This window comes from Pseudomonas sp. B20(2017) (assembly GCF_002113125.1).
Lineage (GTDB): Bacteria > Pseudomonadota > Gammaproteobacteria > Pseudomonadales > Pseudomonadaceae > Aquipseudomonas.
This window is the reverse complement of sequence record NZ_NEJP01000002.1, coordinates 17,997-34,362: the sequence shown is the minus strand read 5'-3', so window position 1 is coordinate 34,362 and position 16,366 is coordinate 17,997. Positions and strand designations below refer to the sequence as shown.

General features: G+C 61.9%; 18 protein-coding genes. 6 read left to right on the top strand and 12 right to left on the bottom strand.

Annotation, left to right across the window (positions count from 1 at the left end):
- Positions 1 to 93 precede the first annotated feature (93 nt).
- Positions 94 to 906 carry an alpha/beta fold hydrolase gene (locus CAF63_RS03220; protein ID WP_085683386.1) on the top strand — a complete coding sequence of 271 codons (813 nt, stop codon included), beginning with the start codon at positions 94 to 96 and terminating at the stop codon, positions 904 to 906.
- A gap of 31 nt (positions 907 to 937) precedes the next feature.
- Here CAF63_RS03220 and dsbG read toward each other — a convergent pair whose 3' ends face one another.
- The 4 genes from dsbG to CAF63_RS03200 all read right to left on the bottom strand — a co-directional run bounded on the left by dsbG (position 938) and on the right by CAF63_RS03200 (position 5,070).
- Positions 938 to 1,708: a thiol:disulfide interchange protein DsbG gene (gene dsbG, locus CAF63_RS03215; protein ID WP_007955786.1), complete on the bottom strand. Its 771-nt coding sequence runs from the start codon at positions 1,706 to 1,708 to the stop codon at positions 938 to 940.
- Complete coding sequence (locus tag CAF63_RS03210) at positions 1,684 to 2,556, bottom strand: TlpA disulfide reductase family protein (RefSeq protein WP_085683385.1); 873 nt, start codon at positions 2,554 to 2,556, stop codon at positions 1,684 to 1,686. The genes dsbG and CAF63_RS03210 overlap by 25 nt, the downstream gene beginning before the upstream one ends.
- The gene (gene dsbD / locus CAF63_RS03205) at positions 2,556 to 4,286 is read right to left on the bottom strand and encodes a protein-disulfide reductase DsbD (RefSeq protein ID WP_085683384.1); all 1,731 of its coding nucleotides are present in this window, start codon (positions 4,284 to 4,286) and stop codon (positions 2,556 to 2,558) included. Before dsbD ends, CAF63_RS03210 begins: the two co-directional genes overlap by 1 nt.
- Before the next feature lie 100 nt (positions 4,287 to 4,386).
- Positions 4,387 to 5,070, bottom strand: a complete 684-nt coding sequence (locus CAF63_RS03200; RefSeq protein WP_085683383.1) for a hypothetical protein — start codon at positions 5,068 to 5,070, stop codon at positions 4,387 to 4,389.
- A 338-nt stretch (positions 5,071 to 5,408) separates the two neighbouring features.
- Between CAF63_RS03200 and CAF63_RS03195 the strand changes: the two genes are divergently transcribed.
- The 5 genes from CAF63_RS03195 to CAF63_RS03175 all read left to right on the top strand — a co-directional run bounded on the left by CAF63_RS03195 (position 5,409) and on the right by CAF63_RS03175 (position 9,867).
- Positions 5,409 to 6,089, top strand: a complete 681-nt coding sequence (locus CAF63_RS03195; RefSeq protein WP_085683382.1) for a response regulator — start codon at positions 5,409 to 5,411, stop codon at positions 6,087 to 6,089.
- A complete protein-coding gene (locus CAF63_RS03190) occupies positions 6,089 to 7,411 on the top strand; it encodes an ATP-binding protein (protein ID WP_085683381.1) in 1,323 nt (440 codons plus the stop codon). Before CAF63_RS03195 ends, CAF63_RS03190 begins: the two co-directional genes overlap by 1 nt.
- A gap of 107 nt (positions 7,412 to 7,518) precedes the next feature.
- Entirely contained in the window at positions 7,519 to 8,004 is a 486-nt protein-coding gene (locus CAF63_RS03185) for a GNAT family N-acetyltransferase (RefSeq protein WP_085683380.1), read from the top strand.
- A gap of 142 nt (positions 8,005 to 8,146) precedes the next feature.
- On the top strand, positions 8,147 to 9,559 hold the full coding sequence (locus tag CAF63_RS03180; RefSeq protein ID WP_085683379.1) for an aspartate aminotransferase family protein: 1,413 nt from the start codon (positions 8,147 to 8,149) through the stop codon (positions 9,557 to 9,559).
- A gap of 83 nt (positions 9,560 to 9,642) precedes the next feature.
- Positions 9,643 to 9,867 (top strand): MbtH family protein, encoded by a 225-nt coding sequence (locus CAF63_RS03175; protein WP_007917715.1) that lies wholly within the window; start codon positions 9,643 to 9,645, stop codon positions 9,865 to 9,867.
- 126 nt (positions 9,868 to 9,993) lie between these two features.
- Here the strand turns inward: CAF63_RS03175 and CAF63_RS03170 are convergent, their stop codons facing one another.
- The 8 genes from CAF63_RS03170 to CAF63_RS03135 form a co-directional block, all read right to left on the bottom strand.
- A complete protein-coding gene (locus CAF63_RS03170; protein WP_085683378.1) occupies positions 9,994 to 10,893 on the bottom strand; it encodes a metal ABC transporter solute-binding protein, Zn/Mn family in 900 nt (299 codons plus the stop codon).
- Positions 10,894 to 11,793, bottom strand: coding sequence for a metal ABC transporter permease (locus tag CAF63_RS03165; RefSeq protein ID WP_007917717.1), 900 nt, complete (start codon positions 11,791 to 11,793; stop codon positions 10,894 to 10,896).
- The gene (locus CAF63_RS03160; RefSeq protein WP_178081261.1) at positions 11,793 to 12,554 is read right to left on the bottom strand and encodes a metal ABC transporter ATP-binding protein; all 762 of its coding nucleotides are present in this window, start codon (positions 12,552 to 12,554) and stop codon (positions 11,793 to 11,795) included. The genes CAF63_RS03165 and CAF63_RS03160 overlap by 1 nt, the downstream gene beginning before the upstream one ends.
- An 83-nt stretch (positions 12,555 to 12,637) precedes the next feature.
- Positions 12,638 to 13,567, bottom strand: a complete 930-nt coding sequence (locus CAF63_RS03155; protein WP_085683376.1) for a metal ABC transporter substrate-binding protein — start codon at positions 13,565 to 13,567, stop codon at positions 12,638 to 12,640.
- A 35-nt stretch (positions 13,568 to 13,602) separates the two neighbouring features.
- On the bottom strand, positions 13,603 to 14,178 hold the full coding sequence (locus tag CAF63_RS03150; protein ID WP_085683375.1) for a DUF6162 family protein: 576 nt from the start codon (positions 14,176 to 14,178) through the stop codon (positions 13,603 to 13,605).
- Positions 14,175 to 14,516, bottom strand: a complete 342-nt coding sequence (locus CAF63_RS03145; protein WP_085683374.1) for a hypothetical protein — start codon at positions 14,514 to 14,516, stop codon at positions 14,175 to 14,177. The genes CAF63_RS03150 and CAF63_RS03145 overlap by 4 nt, the downstream gene beginning before the upstream one ends.
- Positions 14,513 to 15,055: a thiamine pyrophosphate-binding protein gene (locus CAF63_RS03140; RefSeq protein ID WP_085683373.1), complete on the bottom strand. Its 543-nt coding sequence runs from the start codon at positions 15,053 to 15,055 to the stop codon at positions 14,513 to 14,515. Before CAF63_RS03140 ends, CAF63_RS03145 begins: the two co-directional genes overlap by 4 nt.
- Positions 15,052 to 16,251, bottom strand: coding sequence for a PepSY domain-containing protein (locus tag CAF63_RS03135; RefSeq protein ID WP_085683372.1), 1,200 nt, complete (start codon positions 16,249 to 16,251; stop codon positions 15,052 to 15,054). The genes CAF63_RS03140 and CAF63_RS03135 overlap by 4 nt, the downstream gene beginning before the upstream one ends.
- Between the last annotated feature and the right edge of the window lie 115 nt (positions 16,252 to 16,366).

Below are 16,366 nucleotides of genomic sequence, written 5' to 3'. Positions count from 1 at the left end.
CGGGTAAGGCTTTGTAATCCTTTCATATCATTGACTGTCGAGGCCGGCCCGCTCAGTCTTCGGGCTTCAGTTTCTTTGCCACGGGGGTTATCGATGCCTTTTTTCACGGTTGACGGACAGGCGCTTCACTACATTGATCAAGGCACAGGCCCGGCGGTATTGCTGGCCGGCAGCTACCTGTGGGACCAGGCCATGTGGGCGCCGCAGATCGCAGCGCTGTCGCCGCACTATCGGGTGATTGCGCTGGATCTGTGGGGCCATGGCGAATCCGGTCGCTTGCCTGAAGGCACCGCTTCGCTGGACGACATCGCCCGTCAGGCACTGGCCTTGCTCGATCATCTGGACATCGACCGGGTGACGCTGGTCGGGCTGTCGGTCGGCGGCATGTGGGGCGTGCGCCTGGCGTTGTCGGCGCCGCAGCGGCTCAACGGTCTGGTGTTGATGGACACTTACGTAGGCGTCGAGCCGGAACCGACCCGCCAGTATTATTTCTCGCTGTTCAAACAGATCGAGGAAAGCGGCGGGATCTCCGAGCAACTGCTGGATATCGTGGTACCGATCTTCTTCCGTCCGGGCATCGATCGAGAGTCGGCGCTGTATCAGGATTTCCGCGCAAAACTCGCCGGCTATTCAGCTGAACGCCTGCGCGAGAGCATCGTGCCGATGGGGCGCATCACCTTTGGCCGTGACGATCTGTTGCCCCGTCTGGGCGAGCTGAATGCCGCCACTACGCTGGTGGTCTGCGGCGATCAGGACAAGCCACGCCCGCCGTCGGAAGCACGGGAAATGGCTGAGTTGATTGGCTGTCCGTGTGTGCTGGTGCCGGAGGCAGGGCATATCTCCAATCTGGAGAACCCACCGTTCGTGACCGACACGCTGCTGAAGTTTCTGGCTGAGCTGAAGTAACGAAAACGCCCACGCATTGCGTGGGCGTTTTTTATTTCGGGCCGAGAATCTTCGCCAGTTTGTCCGGCGTCGGCGCGCCTTGCTGTTGTTGCAGTTCGCCCTTGTCGTCCATGTAGAAGATCGCCGGGGTGGCCTGCAAGTCCAGGTCTTCCATCAACTGCATGTTCGCCGCGAGTTTGGTCTGCACGGCGACCGGAATGTCCTTCAAGGCCTTGAGGGTGCTGGCCTTGCCAGCCTTCTCGTGATCTTCCAGGGCTTTGCTCGGGTCTTTGGCGGCGAGCAGGGCGGCGGATTTTGCCGGGCTGTCTTCGCGGATGATGCCGACCATGATGTGGCGCAGCTGCACCTTGCCGGCCTTGACCCATGGACGGGCCTGTTCCCAGAACATGTTGCAGTACGGGCAGTTCGGGTCGCTGAACAGGTACACGGTGCGTGGTGCATCCTTGTTGCCGTCCTGAATCCAGTTGCTCGCTTCGAACTTGGCCCAGACTTCCTTGGCCATCGGCGCGTAAACCAGTTTTTGCAGCGGCGCGCTGCTCAGGTCGTTGCCGTCGGCGTCGTACAGATTGCCCAGCAGCACATGCTTGCCGTCCGGCGTCAGGTACAGCGCCATGCCGCGGTTCTGGTATTGCGCGGCGTAACCGCGCAAACCGTCCGGCGCGTCGAACTGGCCGACGATCTTGGCGCCCTTGGCTTCGATCTTCTTGATCGCTTCAGGCAATTCTTCGGCGGCCTGGACCGACGGCAAGTGCAGCAGGGCTGCGCTCATGGTCAGCGTCAGCAGGTGGCGGAGGCGGGGCATGGCAGTTTCCTTGAAAAAGAGGTGGCCGGGTTCGGGCTGGAAGCCGGGCTGTCGAAGTTTTCCAGGGCGCGGGCCAGACTGGCGTTGGACAATTCGCCAAGATGGCTGCCCAGCAGGCGACCGTCCGGGCTATAGAACAGCGTAGTCGGCAGGGCCATGGAACCCACGGCCTGGCCGAGGCGTCCGCTGCGGTCGAACAGCACGTTGTTCAGGCTCAAGCCCTGGGTTTCGAGAAAGGTCGCGACGCTTTGCATGCTTTCCGCCTGGTTGACGAACAGGAACGTCAGGTCCGGGCGTTGTTGCTGGGCGTTTTCCAGCACCGGCATTTCCCGGCGGCACGGCGGGCACCAGGTCGCCCACAGGTTGATCACCAGCGGCCCGCCCTGATAGTCGGTGAGTTTCACGGTTTCCCCGGCGGCGTTGCGCAGGGTGATATCCGGCAGGCGCGTGCCTTGCTCGTAGATGTTCAGCGACAGGGTCGCCAGCACCCAGAACGCCACGCCGCTGACCACGCCGAAGCCTAGCGGGCGACGTAAACCCGGCCGGCGCCAGCCGCGATACAGCGCCGCCAGCAGCAGCACGATCACTCCCGGCCAGGCGAGAAAACCGCCGTCGCGCAGATCGATGATCTGCCACAGATCGTTGCGATAGTGGCCCCAGTACACGGCGACAAACGCAATGCGCGCCGCCAGCATGCCGAGCAGAAACAGGCTGAACAGCGCCGACTCGGGGTTGTCACCGCCACGCTTGGCCACCCGCCAGCCGACGAAGGTCGCCAGCGCCAGCGCGCTGATCAGCAGCAGATGGTTGAGTGCGATGGCAAAGGTGCCGAGGGTGAAGGTCAGCATTAACGGGCGTCTCGGGTGGTGGTCCAGCGTTGCAGGAAAGTATCGGCATCGACCTCGCCGGTGATGCGCTGGCTGCGGCGTTCTTCGCCGTCGGCGCCGATCCACACGAAACTCGGTGGCCCCGGCACTTTATAACGGCCGAGCAGTTCGCGGCTGGCGGCATTGTCGGCGGTGACGTCGAGTCGGAGCAAGCGTACATCGCTCAAGGCCTGCATCACTCGAGCCTGGCCGAACACCTGTTTCTCCATGACTTTGCACGACGTGCACCAGTCGGCGTAGTAATCGAGCAATACCCACTGGCCCTGCGCTTTGGCGGTGTCGAGCTCGCGTTGCAGGGCAGCGGGATCCTTGATCGTCGTGAAGGCTTCGTGGCCGCTGGGCGCCGCAGACCCGACTCGGCCGGCGCTGTACACCTGCAACGGCTGATACGGATCGTCACTGCCGCCCGCCGCACCGACCACCAGCAGACTGCCCCACAAGCCCAGCAACAGTGAACCGGCACCGAACAGTTGTGCCACGCGACCGAAGCCCTCGGACTGTTTCCAGGCACTGTAAGCAGCGATCAACAACAGCGCGCCGCACAGGCCCAGCCACAGCGACGGATCCAGCACCGGACGCAGCATCAGCAGCGCGGTGGCGAGGAACAGGAAGCCGAACACGCCTTTGAGCAGATTCATCCACGCGCCGGGCTTGGGCAGGAAGCGATTGCCGACGGTTACCAGCAACAGCAGCGGTACGCCGATGCCGATCCCGAGCGCAAACAGAATCAGGCCGCCGTGCAGCGTGTTGCCACTTTGCGCGATGTAGAGCAGGGCGCCCGCCAGCGGTGCAGTCATGCACGGGCCGACCAGCAGACCGGACAGCGCGCCCAATACCCCTGCGCCGACCAGGCTGCCGCCACGTTGACTGCGCGAGGCGTGTTCCAGTCGATCCCGCAGGGCCACTGGCAATTGCAGTTCAAAGAAACCAAACATCGGCAGCGCCAGAACCACGAACACTGCTGCGAACGTCCCGAGCAGCCACGGGTTCTGCAACCATGCCTGCAGGTTGGCCCCCAGCAGTGCGGCGATGACGCCCATCGCCGCATACACCAGCGCCATGCAAACCACATAACTGCCGGCCAGCGCGAAACCGCGACGCGGCGTGGCGCCGCTGCCTACCACCATGCCCGCCAGAATCGGCAGCATCGGCAACGAACACGGGGCAAACGCCAGCAGCAGGCCCAGGCCGAAGAACACCAGCAGACTCCAGCCCAGCGAATGCTGTTGCAGACCGCTGGCCAGTGCCTGATCCGGCGCTTCATCTGTCGTTGCTGCGACTTTGCCGCCGAGGTCGATCACTCTGGTTTGTGGCGGATAGCAAAGACCGGCATCGGCGCAACCTTGATAGCTGACCTTGATCTGGCCTTGGGCGGCAGCCGGGATCTTCAGCTCAAGGCCCTGGCGATAAACCGGTTGCTCACCGAAATACTCGTCGCTGTGGGACTCGCCTCCGGGCAAGGGCGGGATGTTTTCGGTCGCCAGTCCGTCGAATTTCAGGCGTTTCTGATACAGGTAATAACCGTCGGCAATTTGCCAGAACAGCTGGGTCTCACCGGAATCCAGACGTTCCGAGGTCAGTACGAACGCCTTATCGACCGGCAGGAATTCCGGTTTTGATGCGAAGGGATCATTACCTGCCTGGGCCAGATTCGAAATCAATAATGCAAACAATAGAAAGAAATGACGCATGGAGGAGCCTTGTCCCTGTGCAATTGAGGGGCACGATGGGCGGTGGCGATTAACCGATGATTAACCGTGCCTCGGCGCCAGGTCAGATCTCTATTTGTTTTCAGTCGTGCGGAAGCCCAGGCCAGGATTCATCATCGGTTTTGATCGGGCCGTATACTTTCTTCGACTCATGCTCATACCTCAAGTATTCATTGTCGCTCAGGAAAACATAGAAGTGGCGGTCGAACGTGGGATAGTCATTGGTGACGGCAGTCAACATACGGTGGCTGTAGGGTTCCAGTTTCGCCCAGTTGCTGTTTTTTAGAGGGTGGGTCTTTAGAGTTTTTGTGTATGCATCATAGGATAGATAGTTCCCGTTATTTAAAAGTATCCAGAAGTCATTGGTTGTGGATGAGTAACTTTGATGCATGACGCCGACGATGTTGTCGAAATAAGGAAGGAGTGCAGACCATTCGGAATTTGCAACCGAGGCATTGGATACGACACTGTCAGTTTGCTGGAGGAACTGGCACACCCACGGTGTTTCATTTTTATAGTAAAACAGCCAGAGATGGTCGGTGTTGTTGTTCCAGCTTGGAGATTCAGTGGTGAAGCCGAAGCGCACATCGGCGGCCGATATGACGTGATCTCCCCAATTTCCTCTCACCGGCTTTGGGTAGTCACTGTCGGCTTTATTTGCGCCAATGGAGAAGCGCGAGTAAGTATTGGATTCCTTGAAGTAGAAGAAAATGCGGTCGGGGCCGGCGCGCCAGTCAACAGCGATGAAGTTGTCCATTTTTGACATGTTTAAAGTCCTTTTGTTAGTTGTTTTATGCCCGAGTTGTCTCTTGGCTTTTTTTGGTTTGTTGAGTTGTTTTGATGTTTGTTTTTTGCGCTGTCAGAGTAGTTTTGGTTGCGAGGGTCTGACAAGTTATTTGGTTGGGGTGAGTATTTCGAGTTAATGCGGGTGTGCTGGTTGCGCAGCGGGAAAATATATAAGTTTTTAGTGTTGCTCACAGGGCTGGATATTCTGTGGGCATCTCGTTAGCCCAAAGACACTTTTCGTATGCTGAATCCCTCGTCATAATTTGAGCTTAATCCTCACCTGCTTGACTCACGTTTTTGCTCAGGGAGCCTCCCCCCATGCATGTACTGGTTTGCGAAGACGATGAGTTGATCGCCAGCGGCATCGTCGCCGGGTTGACGGCGCAAGGCCTGACGGTCGAGCACGTCAATACCGCCTCCAAGGCGCGGGCGATTCTCAAGGTTGCCGAATTCGACGTGATGGTGCTCGATCTCGGTCTGCCGGACGAAGATGGCCTTAAGTTGCTGCAACAACTGCGTCAGCAAGGCCTGGAAATTCCGGTACTGATCCTTACCGCGCGGGACTCGGTCACCGACCGGGTCGACGGTTTGCAGTCCGGTGCCGACGATTACCTGCTCAAGCCATTCGACCTGCGCGAATTGTTCGCCCGTCTGCAAACCCTGCTGCGCCGGGTGGCCGGACGCAGCGTCAATCTGATCGAACACGGCGCGCTGACCTACGATCCGAGCAGTCGCGAAACCACGCTGGCGGGCCGTTCGGTGGATCTGTCCCGTCGCGAACAATCCCTGCTGCAAGCCTTGCTGCACAACCGTGGCCGGGTGCTGTCCACCGAGCAGTTGAAGGACAGCGTCTACGGCTTCAACGATGAACTGGAGAGCAACGCGCTCAATGTGCATATCCATCACCTGCGCAGCAAACTGGGTAAAGGCATCGTCGAAACCGTGCGCGGCCTGGGCTATCGCCTGGGCCCGGCCGATGGTGGAGAACACGACAAGTGATGAGTCTGCGCCTGCGCCTGAGCCTGACACTCGGCGCCGCGTTCGCGCTGATCTGGGCGCTGGCGGCCGCCTGGATGCTCAGCGACTTGCGCAACCAGATGATGTTTTCCCTCGACCAGCGCCTGGTGGCGTCGGCGCGGATGGTCGCCGGTTTGCTTGAACAATTGCCGGCGATTCCGAGCAAAGGCGAGGGCACTCACTTCAGCGCCGAGCAACTGAACATTCCCGGCGGCATGGCCTGTCAGGTCAGTTCGTTGCGCGGTGAAATCCTCGCCCGCAGCCACAACAACCCGGAACAGGCGCTGGAAGCCCAGAAGATGGGCTTCCACGATCAGATGATCGATGGCGCGCCATGGCGCAGCTTCACCCTGGCCCGAGGCGATGTGCGGATCACCACAGCTGACCGAGTGATCGAGCGCGAAGCCCTGAACATGTCGATCCTGCTGGCGGCCTCGGTGCCGGTCGGCGTGGCGTTGCTCGGCTGCCTGTGCCTGTTGTGGCTGGGGATCGGTCAGGGTCTGGCGCCGCTCAATCGCTTGCGTGAAGCCTTGATGCGCCGCAATGCCGACTCGCTGGAACCGTTGCAACTCCAGTCATTCCCCAGCGAACTTAAACCGTTGCTGGAAACCCAGAACCAATTGTTCCAGCGTATTGGCAAGACCATCGAACGCGAACGCCGTCTGACGGGTGACGCCGCCCATGAGCTGCGCAGCCCGCTGACGGCGATCAAGACCCACTTGCAAGTGGCGCGCATGACCGACGGCAACGCCCGCGATCAGTCCCTGGCGCGGGCCGAGGAGGGCGCTGACCGCTTGCACCGCACCCTTGAGCAATTGCTGTTGCTGGCGCGGGTCGAGGGCAGTCTGTCGTTCGACGACGGTGTGCAATGCAGTGCCGAACAGGTGGCGAAACTGGCGATTCAGGACTCGGCCAGCGACCAGCGCCAGCGCATCAGGCTGCACTTGCCTGAGCGCTTGTCCGGTGCACCCCTGCAAATGCCGGCGGTGCTGTCGATCGCGGCTCTGCGAAACCTGTTGGACAACGCTCTACGTCACACGCCGACGAACGGCGCGGTGGAACTGAGCCTGGAAACCTCCGCCACTCACGTGCGTTTCGTGGTGCGCGATCATGGGCCGGGAATTGCCCCGGACGATCTGCAACACCTGACCCAGCGCTTCTGGCGCAATGGCCAGAGCACCGGCTGCGGACTGGGACTGGCGATTGTCCAGGCCATCGTTCAGCGTTGTGCCTGCACGCTGCATTTCGATAGCCGCCCGGATGGTTTGCGGGTCGAGTTGACCATGCCGCTGCAACCGGTCTGACATTTTGCCAGGCACATCAAATGTAACCTCTCTCCATTAGTCATCCGCCGGCCGCGAAGTTATTGTCGCCCCAGCCTTTGACTCAATGGATTGAGGGAAATAGCGCCATGGAAGCACCCATCCACATCTGTCCCGCTACCCCCGCCGACGCCGGCATCATCAGCCGGATTCTCGAACGCTCGATCCGCGTCGGTTGTGCGCTTGACCATCGCAACGATCCACCACTGGTCGACCACTGGGTCCGCCGACAATCGGCGGAACACATCAGCGTCTGGCTCGCCGATCCGCGTCGCTATCTGAATATCGCGCTTCTTCAGGACAAACCAGTCGGCGTCGGCATGGCCGCCGCCAATGGCGAGATCATGTTCTGTCATGTGCAACCGGAATGGTTTCGCCGAGGTGCGGGCCGCGCGCTGATGGGCGATCTCGAGGGCTGGTTGAGGATTCGCGGCCGGCCTTGCGCCACACTCGCCAGCACGCGAACCGGCGAGGCGTTCTACCGGCGCCTGGGGTATCGCGAGGCGGCGTCTGCCTTCACGCATCACGGCGTTTTGAGCCTGCCGATGCACAAGCCGCTGGCATTGTCGGCCTGACATTCGATCAAGGGTGTAAATCCTCGACACGCTGGTGCGTTTCCAGAACAGGAAAACCTGCATGTGCGCCCCGCGACCGGAACGCGCACCTGCCCGGTGTGCAGTTTTGGTCACTATCCATAGCGTATTGAGGGGTCGAGAGATGTCAGTCGCCACCAGCCTTATCGAAGAGTCGTCGGCCCGGATCGCCTCCGCGCCGGCTGAAACGCTGTATCAGTTCAATGAGTCGCCGTTGCTGGCCCGTCAGAGCCAGCAGGAATCCAATGCCCGCAGCTACCCGCGGCGCATTCCCCTGGCGCTGAAACGCGCCAAAGGGCTGTACGTCGAGGACGTCGAGGGTCGCACCTTCATCGATTGTCTGGCAGGCGCCGGCACCCTCGCGCTGGGGCATAACCATCCGGTGGTGATCGAAGCGATCCGGCAGGTGCTGGCCGATGAATTGCCACTGCACACGCTGGACCTGACCACGCCGGTGAAGGATCAATTCGTTCAGGACCTGTTCGGCCTGCTGCCGCCTGCACTGGCGAAGGAAGCGAAAATCCAGTTCTGCGGCCCGACCGGCACCGACGCGGTGGAAGCTGCGCTGAAACTGGTGCGCACCGCCACCGGGCGCAGCACCGTGCTGTCGTTCTCCGGCGGTTACCACGGCATGAGCCAGGGCGCCTTGAGCCTGATGGGCAGCCTCGGTCCGAAAAAGCCTCTGGGTGCGCTGCTCAGCAACGGCGTGCAATTCATGCCGTTCCCTTACGACTACCGTTGCCCGTTCGGCCTCGGTGGCGCGGCGGGTGTGAAAGCTAATCTGAGCTACCTGGAAAACCTGCTCAATGATCCCGAGGCGGGCGTGCAACTGCCGGCTGCAGTCATCGTTGAAGCGGTGCAGGGGGAGGGCGGTGTGATCCCGGCTGACATCGAGTGGCTGCGCGGTCTGCGCCGCATCACCGAGAAGGCAGGCGTCGCATTGATCATCGACGAAATCCAGAGCGGTTTCGCCCGTACCGGCAAGATGTTTGCCTTCGAGCACGCCGGCATCACCCCGGACGTGGTGGTGCTGTCCAAAGCCATCGGCGGCAGCCTGCCGCTGGCCGTGGTGGTTTATCGCGACTGGCTCGACACCTGGCAGCCGGGCGCCCACGCCGGTACGTTCCGTGGCAACCAGATGGCGATGGCCGCCGGTTCCGCGGTGATGCGTTACCTGGTCGAGCACAAGGTCTGCGAACACGCCGCCGCCATGGGCGAACGCTTGAGCGAGCACCTGCACATTCTGCAGCGTGACTTTCCGCAACTGGGCGACATTCGTGGTCGTGGCCTGATGCTCGGCGTCGAGCTGGTCGATCCGAACGGCACGCCAGATGCCTTGGGCCATCCGCCGGCATTTGCGCGCCTGGCGCCGCTGGTTCAGCGTGAATGCCTCAAGCGCGGGCTGATTCTGGAGCTGGGCGGGCGTCACGGTGCGGTGGTGCGATTCCTGCCGCCGCTGGTGATCACCGCTGCTGAAATCGACCGCGTCGCCGAGATCTTCGGCCGCGCGTTGAGCGCCGCGACCGCCGGCCTGTAAATTTTTCGCCGCGTCGAACGTTCTTTCTACATACCCGGCTGCACCCGTCGTGCAGCCCACCCCTACAGCGATGGAGACACAGCATGACGTCAGTATTCGACCGCGAGGACATCCTCTTTCAAGTCGTGGTCAACCACGAAGAGCAATACTCGATCTGGCCGGACTACAAGGCCGTGCCGGAAGGCTGGCGCACCGTCGGCAAGAGTGGCCTGAAAAAGGAATGCCTGGCCTACATCGAAGAAGTCTGGACCGACATGCGTCCGCTGAGCCTGCGCCAGAAGATGGAAGCGCAAGCGGCCGCCCAGTAAGGCGTCGGACAAAAAGAAACCCGCTGGACTGGAATCAGTCAGCGGGTTTTTTCATGTCTGGAAGATCGGCCTTGATGATCGTTCCCACGCTCTGCGTGGGAACGATCAACGGGGGGGCAACTGGCCTTAGGCGCCGCTCAAGCCCTTGAGCAGCACAGCCACATTGCCTTCCAGCTCTGCCACCGGATCCGCTGCATCGGTGCTCAGCACCAGCAGATGACTGCCCGATTCGGCAATCGCCGCTTTCACCGCGTCCGACGGCTGGCGATGGTGCAGCACCACCGCCACGTCATTGTCCTTGAGCGTGGCGGTGAGTTTTTTCAGATCTTCCGGCGTCCACTCGGCATCTGGTCGGGCATCCTGTCCGATCAACTCCAGATTCAGGCTGCCGATCAGGTAACCGAAGTGATCGCTCAGGCTCATCACGCTCAGGTCGTCGGCACTGGCCAGACGCGCCTCGCTGTCGGCACTGAGTTTCAGCAGGCGCTGCTTCAGTGCCGCCAGATTGGCCTCGATTTTCGGTTTGTCCTTCGGCGCCAGGCGCACCAGGTCCGCCGCCATCACGTCAGCCATGCGCCCCATGTTGTTGCTCGCCAGCCACGGCTGGCTGTTCAGGCCGTCGACCTTGAGCCCCGGTTGCACGGCAATGCCGGGCAGGGCGCCGTCAACGGGGCGGGCGGCGTCGACCTCGACGATGCGGATGTTGCTGCGCCGGGCGATCGGGTATAGCGGATCATCGGCCCACAGCGAGCGCACGCCGATCACCGCATCGGCGCCGGTGGCCAGTTTGCTCAGCGCCGGGGCACCGCGACCGGTGAAGTAGGCGGTCTGGCGGCTGCCCGGCAGATTCGCCGGCGCCGCGCGCTCGAGGCTGATGTCGGTGCCCTTGAGCAGGACTTCGCCCAGACCGTAAGTGATGGGCAATGAGGCCAGCACCCGCAGCGGTTTCTCGGCAGCCAGCAAAGGGCTGGAAACCGCGCCGCTGAGGGCGATGGCCAGAGTCAGTTGTCGCAATGAAAAAGCCATTTATCCAAGGTTCCCTTTCAGACTGGGGACGACGCCCCGGGCAATCGCGGCGAGGGCGAAGGCGATACCAGCGACGAGAATGATCGCGGCACCGGATGGAATCGGCAGGTCGAACACGATCGGCGCAAGAATCCCGCACAGCGTACTGACCGTGGCAATCAGCACCGAACACCAGAAAAAGCCCTTGAGCGACTGGCTGAGCAGACGCGCTGCTGCCGCCGGAATCACCAGCAGCGCACCGACCAGAATCGCTCCAATGACTTTCACTGCGGCAACGGTGATCAGCGTCACCAGAATCACGAACAGGTAATCCAGGGTTTTCACGGCGACGCCACGCACCGCCGCCAGTTGCGGGTTGAAGCTGGCCAGCATGATCCGGTTGTACAGCGGCAGGGCCAGCGCCATCACCAGCGAGCCGACAATCGCCAGCACCGCCAGATCATTGCCGTTGACCGTCAGCACCGAGCCGAACAGCACGTTTTCCAGAATGTGCACGTTGATCTTGCCGGCCAGAATCAGCAGCAGGCTGGCGCCCAGCGCGAGGGATACCGACAGGAACACTCCGATCAATGTGTCGGGTGCCAGGCCGGTACGGTTGCGCAGGTAATTGAGCAAGATGCCGAACAGCAGGCAGTAACCGAACAGGCTACCGTACGGCCCGGTATAGGGCTCGCCGAGCAGAATGCCGATGGCCACACCGGTCAACGCCGCGTGGCCCACCGCCTCGGAGAAAAACGCGAAGCGCTTGACCACGACCAGCGTACCGAGGCCACCGAGCACTGGGCCGATCAACAGACCGGCGAGCAGCGCGTTGACCACAAACCCGTAGGCCAGGGCTTCCGGCAGGTAACCGGAAGAGGCCCAGCCCTGCACCATCAAACGAAAGGCTTCGTAACTCATCAGGCAGCGCTCCGTGGATGGGTCGAGAACAGGGTCAGCAGGCGTTCCGGGGTCAAGGCCTGTTGCGGCGTGGCGTCGAACAGCACCCGGCGGTTGAGACCGGTGACGCGATTGGCCAGACGCCCAACCGCTTCCAGATCATGCTCGATCCACAGCACGGTGATGCCCGCCGCACGCCAGTCCCCCAGCAAACGCTCGAATACCTGGATCCCGGCTTCGTCGAGAGCCGACATCGGTTCATCCAGCACCAGCAATTGCGGGGCCGGAATCAGGCCTTGGGCGAGCAGTACCCGCTGGCGTTCGCCGCCGGACAGTGCGCCCATCCGGCGCTTGCGCTTGTCTTGCATGCCGACCCGCTCCAGCGCATCACCGATGGGGCCGGCGTAGCGCTTGCTCAAGCCGAGAAAGGCCGGGCGACGCTGGCACATGGCGGCCATGAAATCATCGACGGTCATCGGCAGGCCGCGATCGAACTCCAGCGCCTGCGGCACGTAGCCGATGGTGCCGGGCTCGCCGGGCCATTGCAGGCTGAGCCGGCCCTGATGCGGCATCTGTCCGAGGAGGGTCTTGATCAGCGAACTCTTGCCACCGCCGTTGGGGCCGACCAGCGCATGCACGCTGCCGGGCTGCACCTGAAAGGTGACCTTGTCCAGAATCGTCGTGCGGCCGAGGGTCAGGCTGACGTCGGCGAAATCCAGGGTCGGGCCCGTTACTTCCTGTGGGAGCGAGCTCGCTCGCGAAGGCTGTGTGTCATTCAACATTGATGTTGTCTGGCCGGTCGCTTTCGCGAGCAGGCTCGCTCCCACAGGGGATTCGAGTTCGCTCGAGATCAATTCTTTGGAAGTCATGCGCCGGACTCCTGAATCGCCCGAACCACGGTGTTGAGGTTGCCGGTCATTTCCTTTTCGTACTTGTCGGCGGTGTATTCGCCGTAGGAAATGTGCGACAGCGGGTACAGCCTCACACCGGATTCACGCTGGATGGTATCGACGTAAGTGGACGGGAAATCCATCTCGGAGAAGATCACTTTCACGTCCAGCTCGCGCAATTGGTCGATGGTTTTCTTCAACTGGCTCGGGCTTGGTTCGATGCCGTGGGCCGGCTCGACCACGGCAGTGACTTCCAGACCGAATTCACGCAGCAGGTAGTCATAAGCGGCGTGTACCGTGGCCACTCGCAGTTCGGCATTCGGTGCCTGGGTCAGTTTGGCCAGGGCATCGGCGCGCATCTGCCGCAGGCGTTTGCCGTAGGCGCGGGCGTTCTGGGTGTAGGTCTTGGCGTTGTCCGGGTCGAGCTTGCCCAACTCACGGGCGATATTGTTGACCTGGGCAATCGAGGCGCTGATCGACAGGAACGTGTGTGGGTTCACCACTTTGCCGGCACCGCGCGCGGCAACCCCGGTGGCGGCCAGCAATGGCACGTTTTCGTTGGCTTCGATGGTCTTGATGTTCGGTGTTTCGCTGGCGGCGATCATGCGGTCGGCGAAGTCGTCATGGCCGACCCCGTTGAGCACGATCACGTCGAGCCCGCTGATACGCTTGATGTCTTCGGCGCGCGGCTCGTAGGCGTGCGGGTTGAAACCGGCGGGAATCAGCGGCACGACCTCGGCCTTGTCGCCGACGATGTTCGCCACATAGCTGTAATAAGGATGCAGGGTGATGCCGATGCGCAGGCGCTTGGCCTGATCGGCGCTGGCCAACGGGCTCAGCAGGCAGGCGCACAGGCCGATCAGCAGCAGGCGCAGGAACGGGCGGCGTTGAGATGAACTAGGCATGGGCAAGCGGTCTTCTCTCGAATGAAGGCGAGGGTTCAATGACGATGTTCACGGGTCACCCCGGCATCGAATTGCGCGACGATCTGTTTCCAGCCGGCAGCGGACAGCGCTGCGTCGGACAGGTCTGCCGGCGCTTGCAGGTCGGTGGCGCGGTTGAGCCAGATGTCCGGTGCGGCGTCGTCGGCTGTGTTGAGGCGCATCAGAAACGAACCGGCCACAGCCGGTGCCTGGCTGTGGCCGAAGTAGGCGCGGTCGGCCAGCAACTGCCAGGCATGACCGCCACGACTCACGGAACTGGCGTCCTGGGCAAACGGGGCAAAGCCTTCGTCCGCCAGGTTCTGCGGGCTCGGCAGTGCTTGCTGTTCTTCGCGCAACAGGTGGATCTCGTCGAGGGTCACCCGCAGGTCGGCGTAAATGCCTTGCTCACTGGCACCGAGGTCGCGGCGGGCGTCCAGTTGATGGCTGGAAACCGGCTCGGGTTCGTGGGAGACGCCGCGCCACGCCGCCACGGAACCGGCGACCGCGAGGATCAGCAGGCACATCAGCAGCACATTGAGGGTTTCGTGCCCGGCACCGGCCGGGCGGACAACCTGGGTAGTCGGCGTGGTCATGGGGCTTCGATATCCGCTTGGTCAATTTCGACCACGTGACCGGGGCCGGCGTCGAACAGCACGTAGAATTCGGCGCCGGGTTTCTTGAAGGTCAGGGTCGAATCGGCGCCGAGCTTGCCCGGCACCAGGATGGTTTCGTCATAGCCGATCACGTCCAGGGTCACGCCTGGTGCACCGCTGCCGTCGGAAAAGCCGCCGGTGCATTTGATCTGCTCGGCGTCGATGGCCTTGCACTCGCACATCGGGTTGTGGGCCAGGGCGCTGGCGCTGAAACCGGCACACAACACCAGCATCAGGCTGCTCAGGCGCAGGCGGGAAAAGCGTCGGGCGAGCATCATGGTTTGGCTCCTTGTTTGTTCAGCCAGGCAATGGTGGCGGGGGAGGCCTGACTCAGGGGGATCGAGGCCTGATGCATGCTGCCGTCCCAGCCTTCCATGGTGATCCACAGTTCGGCGTCGGCAGAAGTCTTTTCCGGCACCGGCAACTGGGTGCCCATGCGATACGGCGTACCGAAGAAAATCACCCCGGCAGCGCGCAGGCTGCGTGGCTTGCCGATGCGCAGGTAGGTCGCCTTGACCGGTTCGACACAGGCATTGCACAGCGCGGCACTGAAGGCTTTCAGGTAGCCACCTGGACCATCGGAGCGGGGCGCTTCGTTACGAAACTCGGCGAGGCGCAGGCTCCAGGGGCCAACCTGTATTTCGCCGATCTCCCGTTCACCCAGCCCGGTGTCACCGCGAAACAGCGCAGCGTCGGAAAAATACTTGGGCATGAAGCCCAGCGGGATCAACAGCAACAGCACGTTGATGTGAAAGCGCCATTTGTGCCAGAACAGGCTCAGCCGTGAAGGTTGAGGGGCGGTAGTGAGCTTGCTCACAGGTTGACCTCCGACGGTTCACGGTTGATGACCGGTTGCGTCTTGATACGACTCTTCTTGCTCTCGCGCTTGAGGGCGTTGGCGGTGGCCAGTGCGGTGCGCTTGGTCCAGATCAGCAGGCCGCTGAGCACCATCATGCTCAGCAGCAGGCCGAAGAAGAACCAGATCAGCTTGATCCACAATCCGCCGAAATCCCCGGTGTGCAGCGGTCGCATGGATTCAGTAACGAACTCCAGGGACGTGCGGTCGGACAACACCCGTGAAGACGCCAGGTCACCGCTGTATGGATTGAGCGTGGCGCTCTGGAACATCAGCGGATACCAGCCGCGCCCCCGGATATCGAGGTGGCTGTAGGCATTGCCCGGAAGATTGATCACGCTGGCTTCCAGCCCCGGGATCTTCTGTTGCGCAAGTTCGATGGCGCGCTCGAGGCTGACGCGCGGCGGCGGGGTGCCATCGGCCGACAATGGCACGCTTTCACGGGCCATGGCCGGGAGGATCGTCTCGCTGGAAATGGAAATGTGGTTGTCGGACAGCGCGGCTTCGATCAGAAACCAGATGCCGGTGATGGAGATCACCGCAATGAACCAGATCGACCAGATGCCGCTGAGGCGGTGGAAGTCGCCCCAGAAAATCCGCGCGCCGTGGCGAAAGCGCAGGGTCGGACGCAGGAAGCCTTTCCAGAACCGCTTGTAGACCACCAGCCCGGTGATCAGCGAAGCCAGTAATGGCAGACCCAGCGCCGAAACCAGATACCAGCCCCAGCTGTAGCCGTTGGTGAACGGCACCAGCCACCAGCCATGCAGTGCACGGGTGAAGGCTTCAAAGTTGAATTCCGGCGCCGTGCCCTGGATCACCCCGGTGTAGGGGTTGACGTAGCTCACCAGTGAGCGGCCATCGGGGTAGCTGAGGGTTACATCCAGGGCGAAGTGCGATTCGTCGGGACGACTGATGCGGGAAACGAGGGCTTGCGGTTCGGCTTTTTTGATGGCGGCGAGGATATCGTCATAGCTGAGCCGTTGTGCGTCGTCCGACGGTGCGCTGGCGCGCATCTGCGGGTTGGCGAGCCAGACGATTTCCTGGCTGACCACCGCCAGGGTGCCGGTTACGCATACGATCAGGACAAAAAACCAGATGGGCAATGCCAGCCAGCTGTGTACCAGGAACCACAGTTTCGAGCGGGATTTCTTCGACATGATGTCCGGTCTTGCTTCGGTGAGAGGGAGCGGTACTACGGGCTTCGCAGCACTGGATTCCCCGAAAGGCCCGGTCGTGGCTTTTGCCTACGCGACCGGTCCGCATCTCTATAAG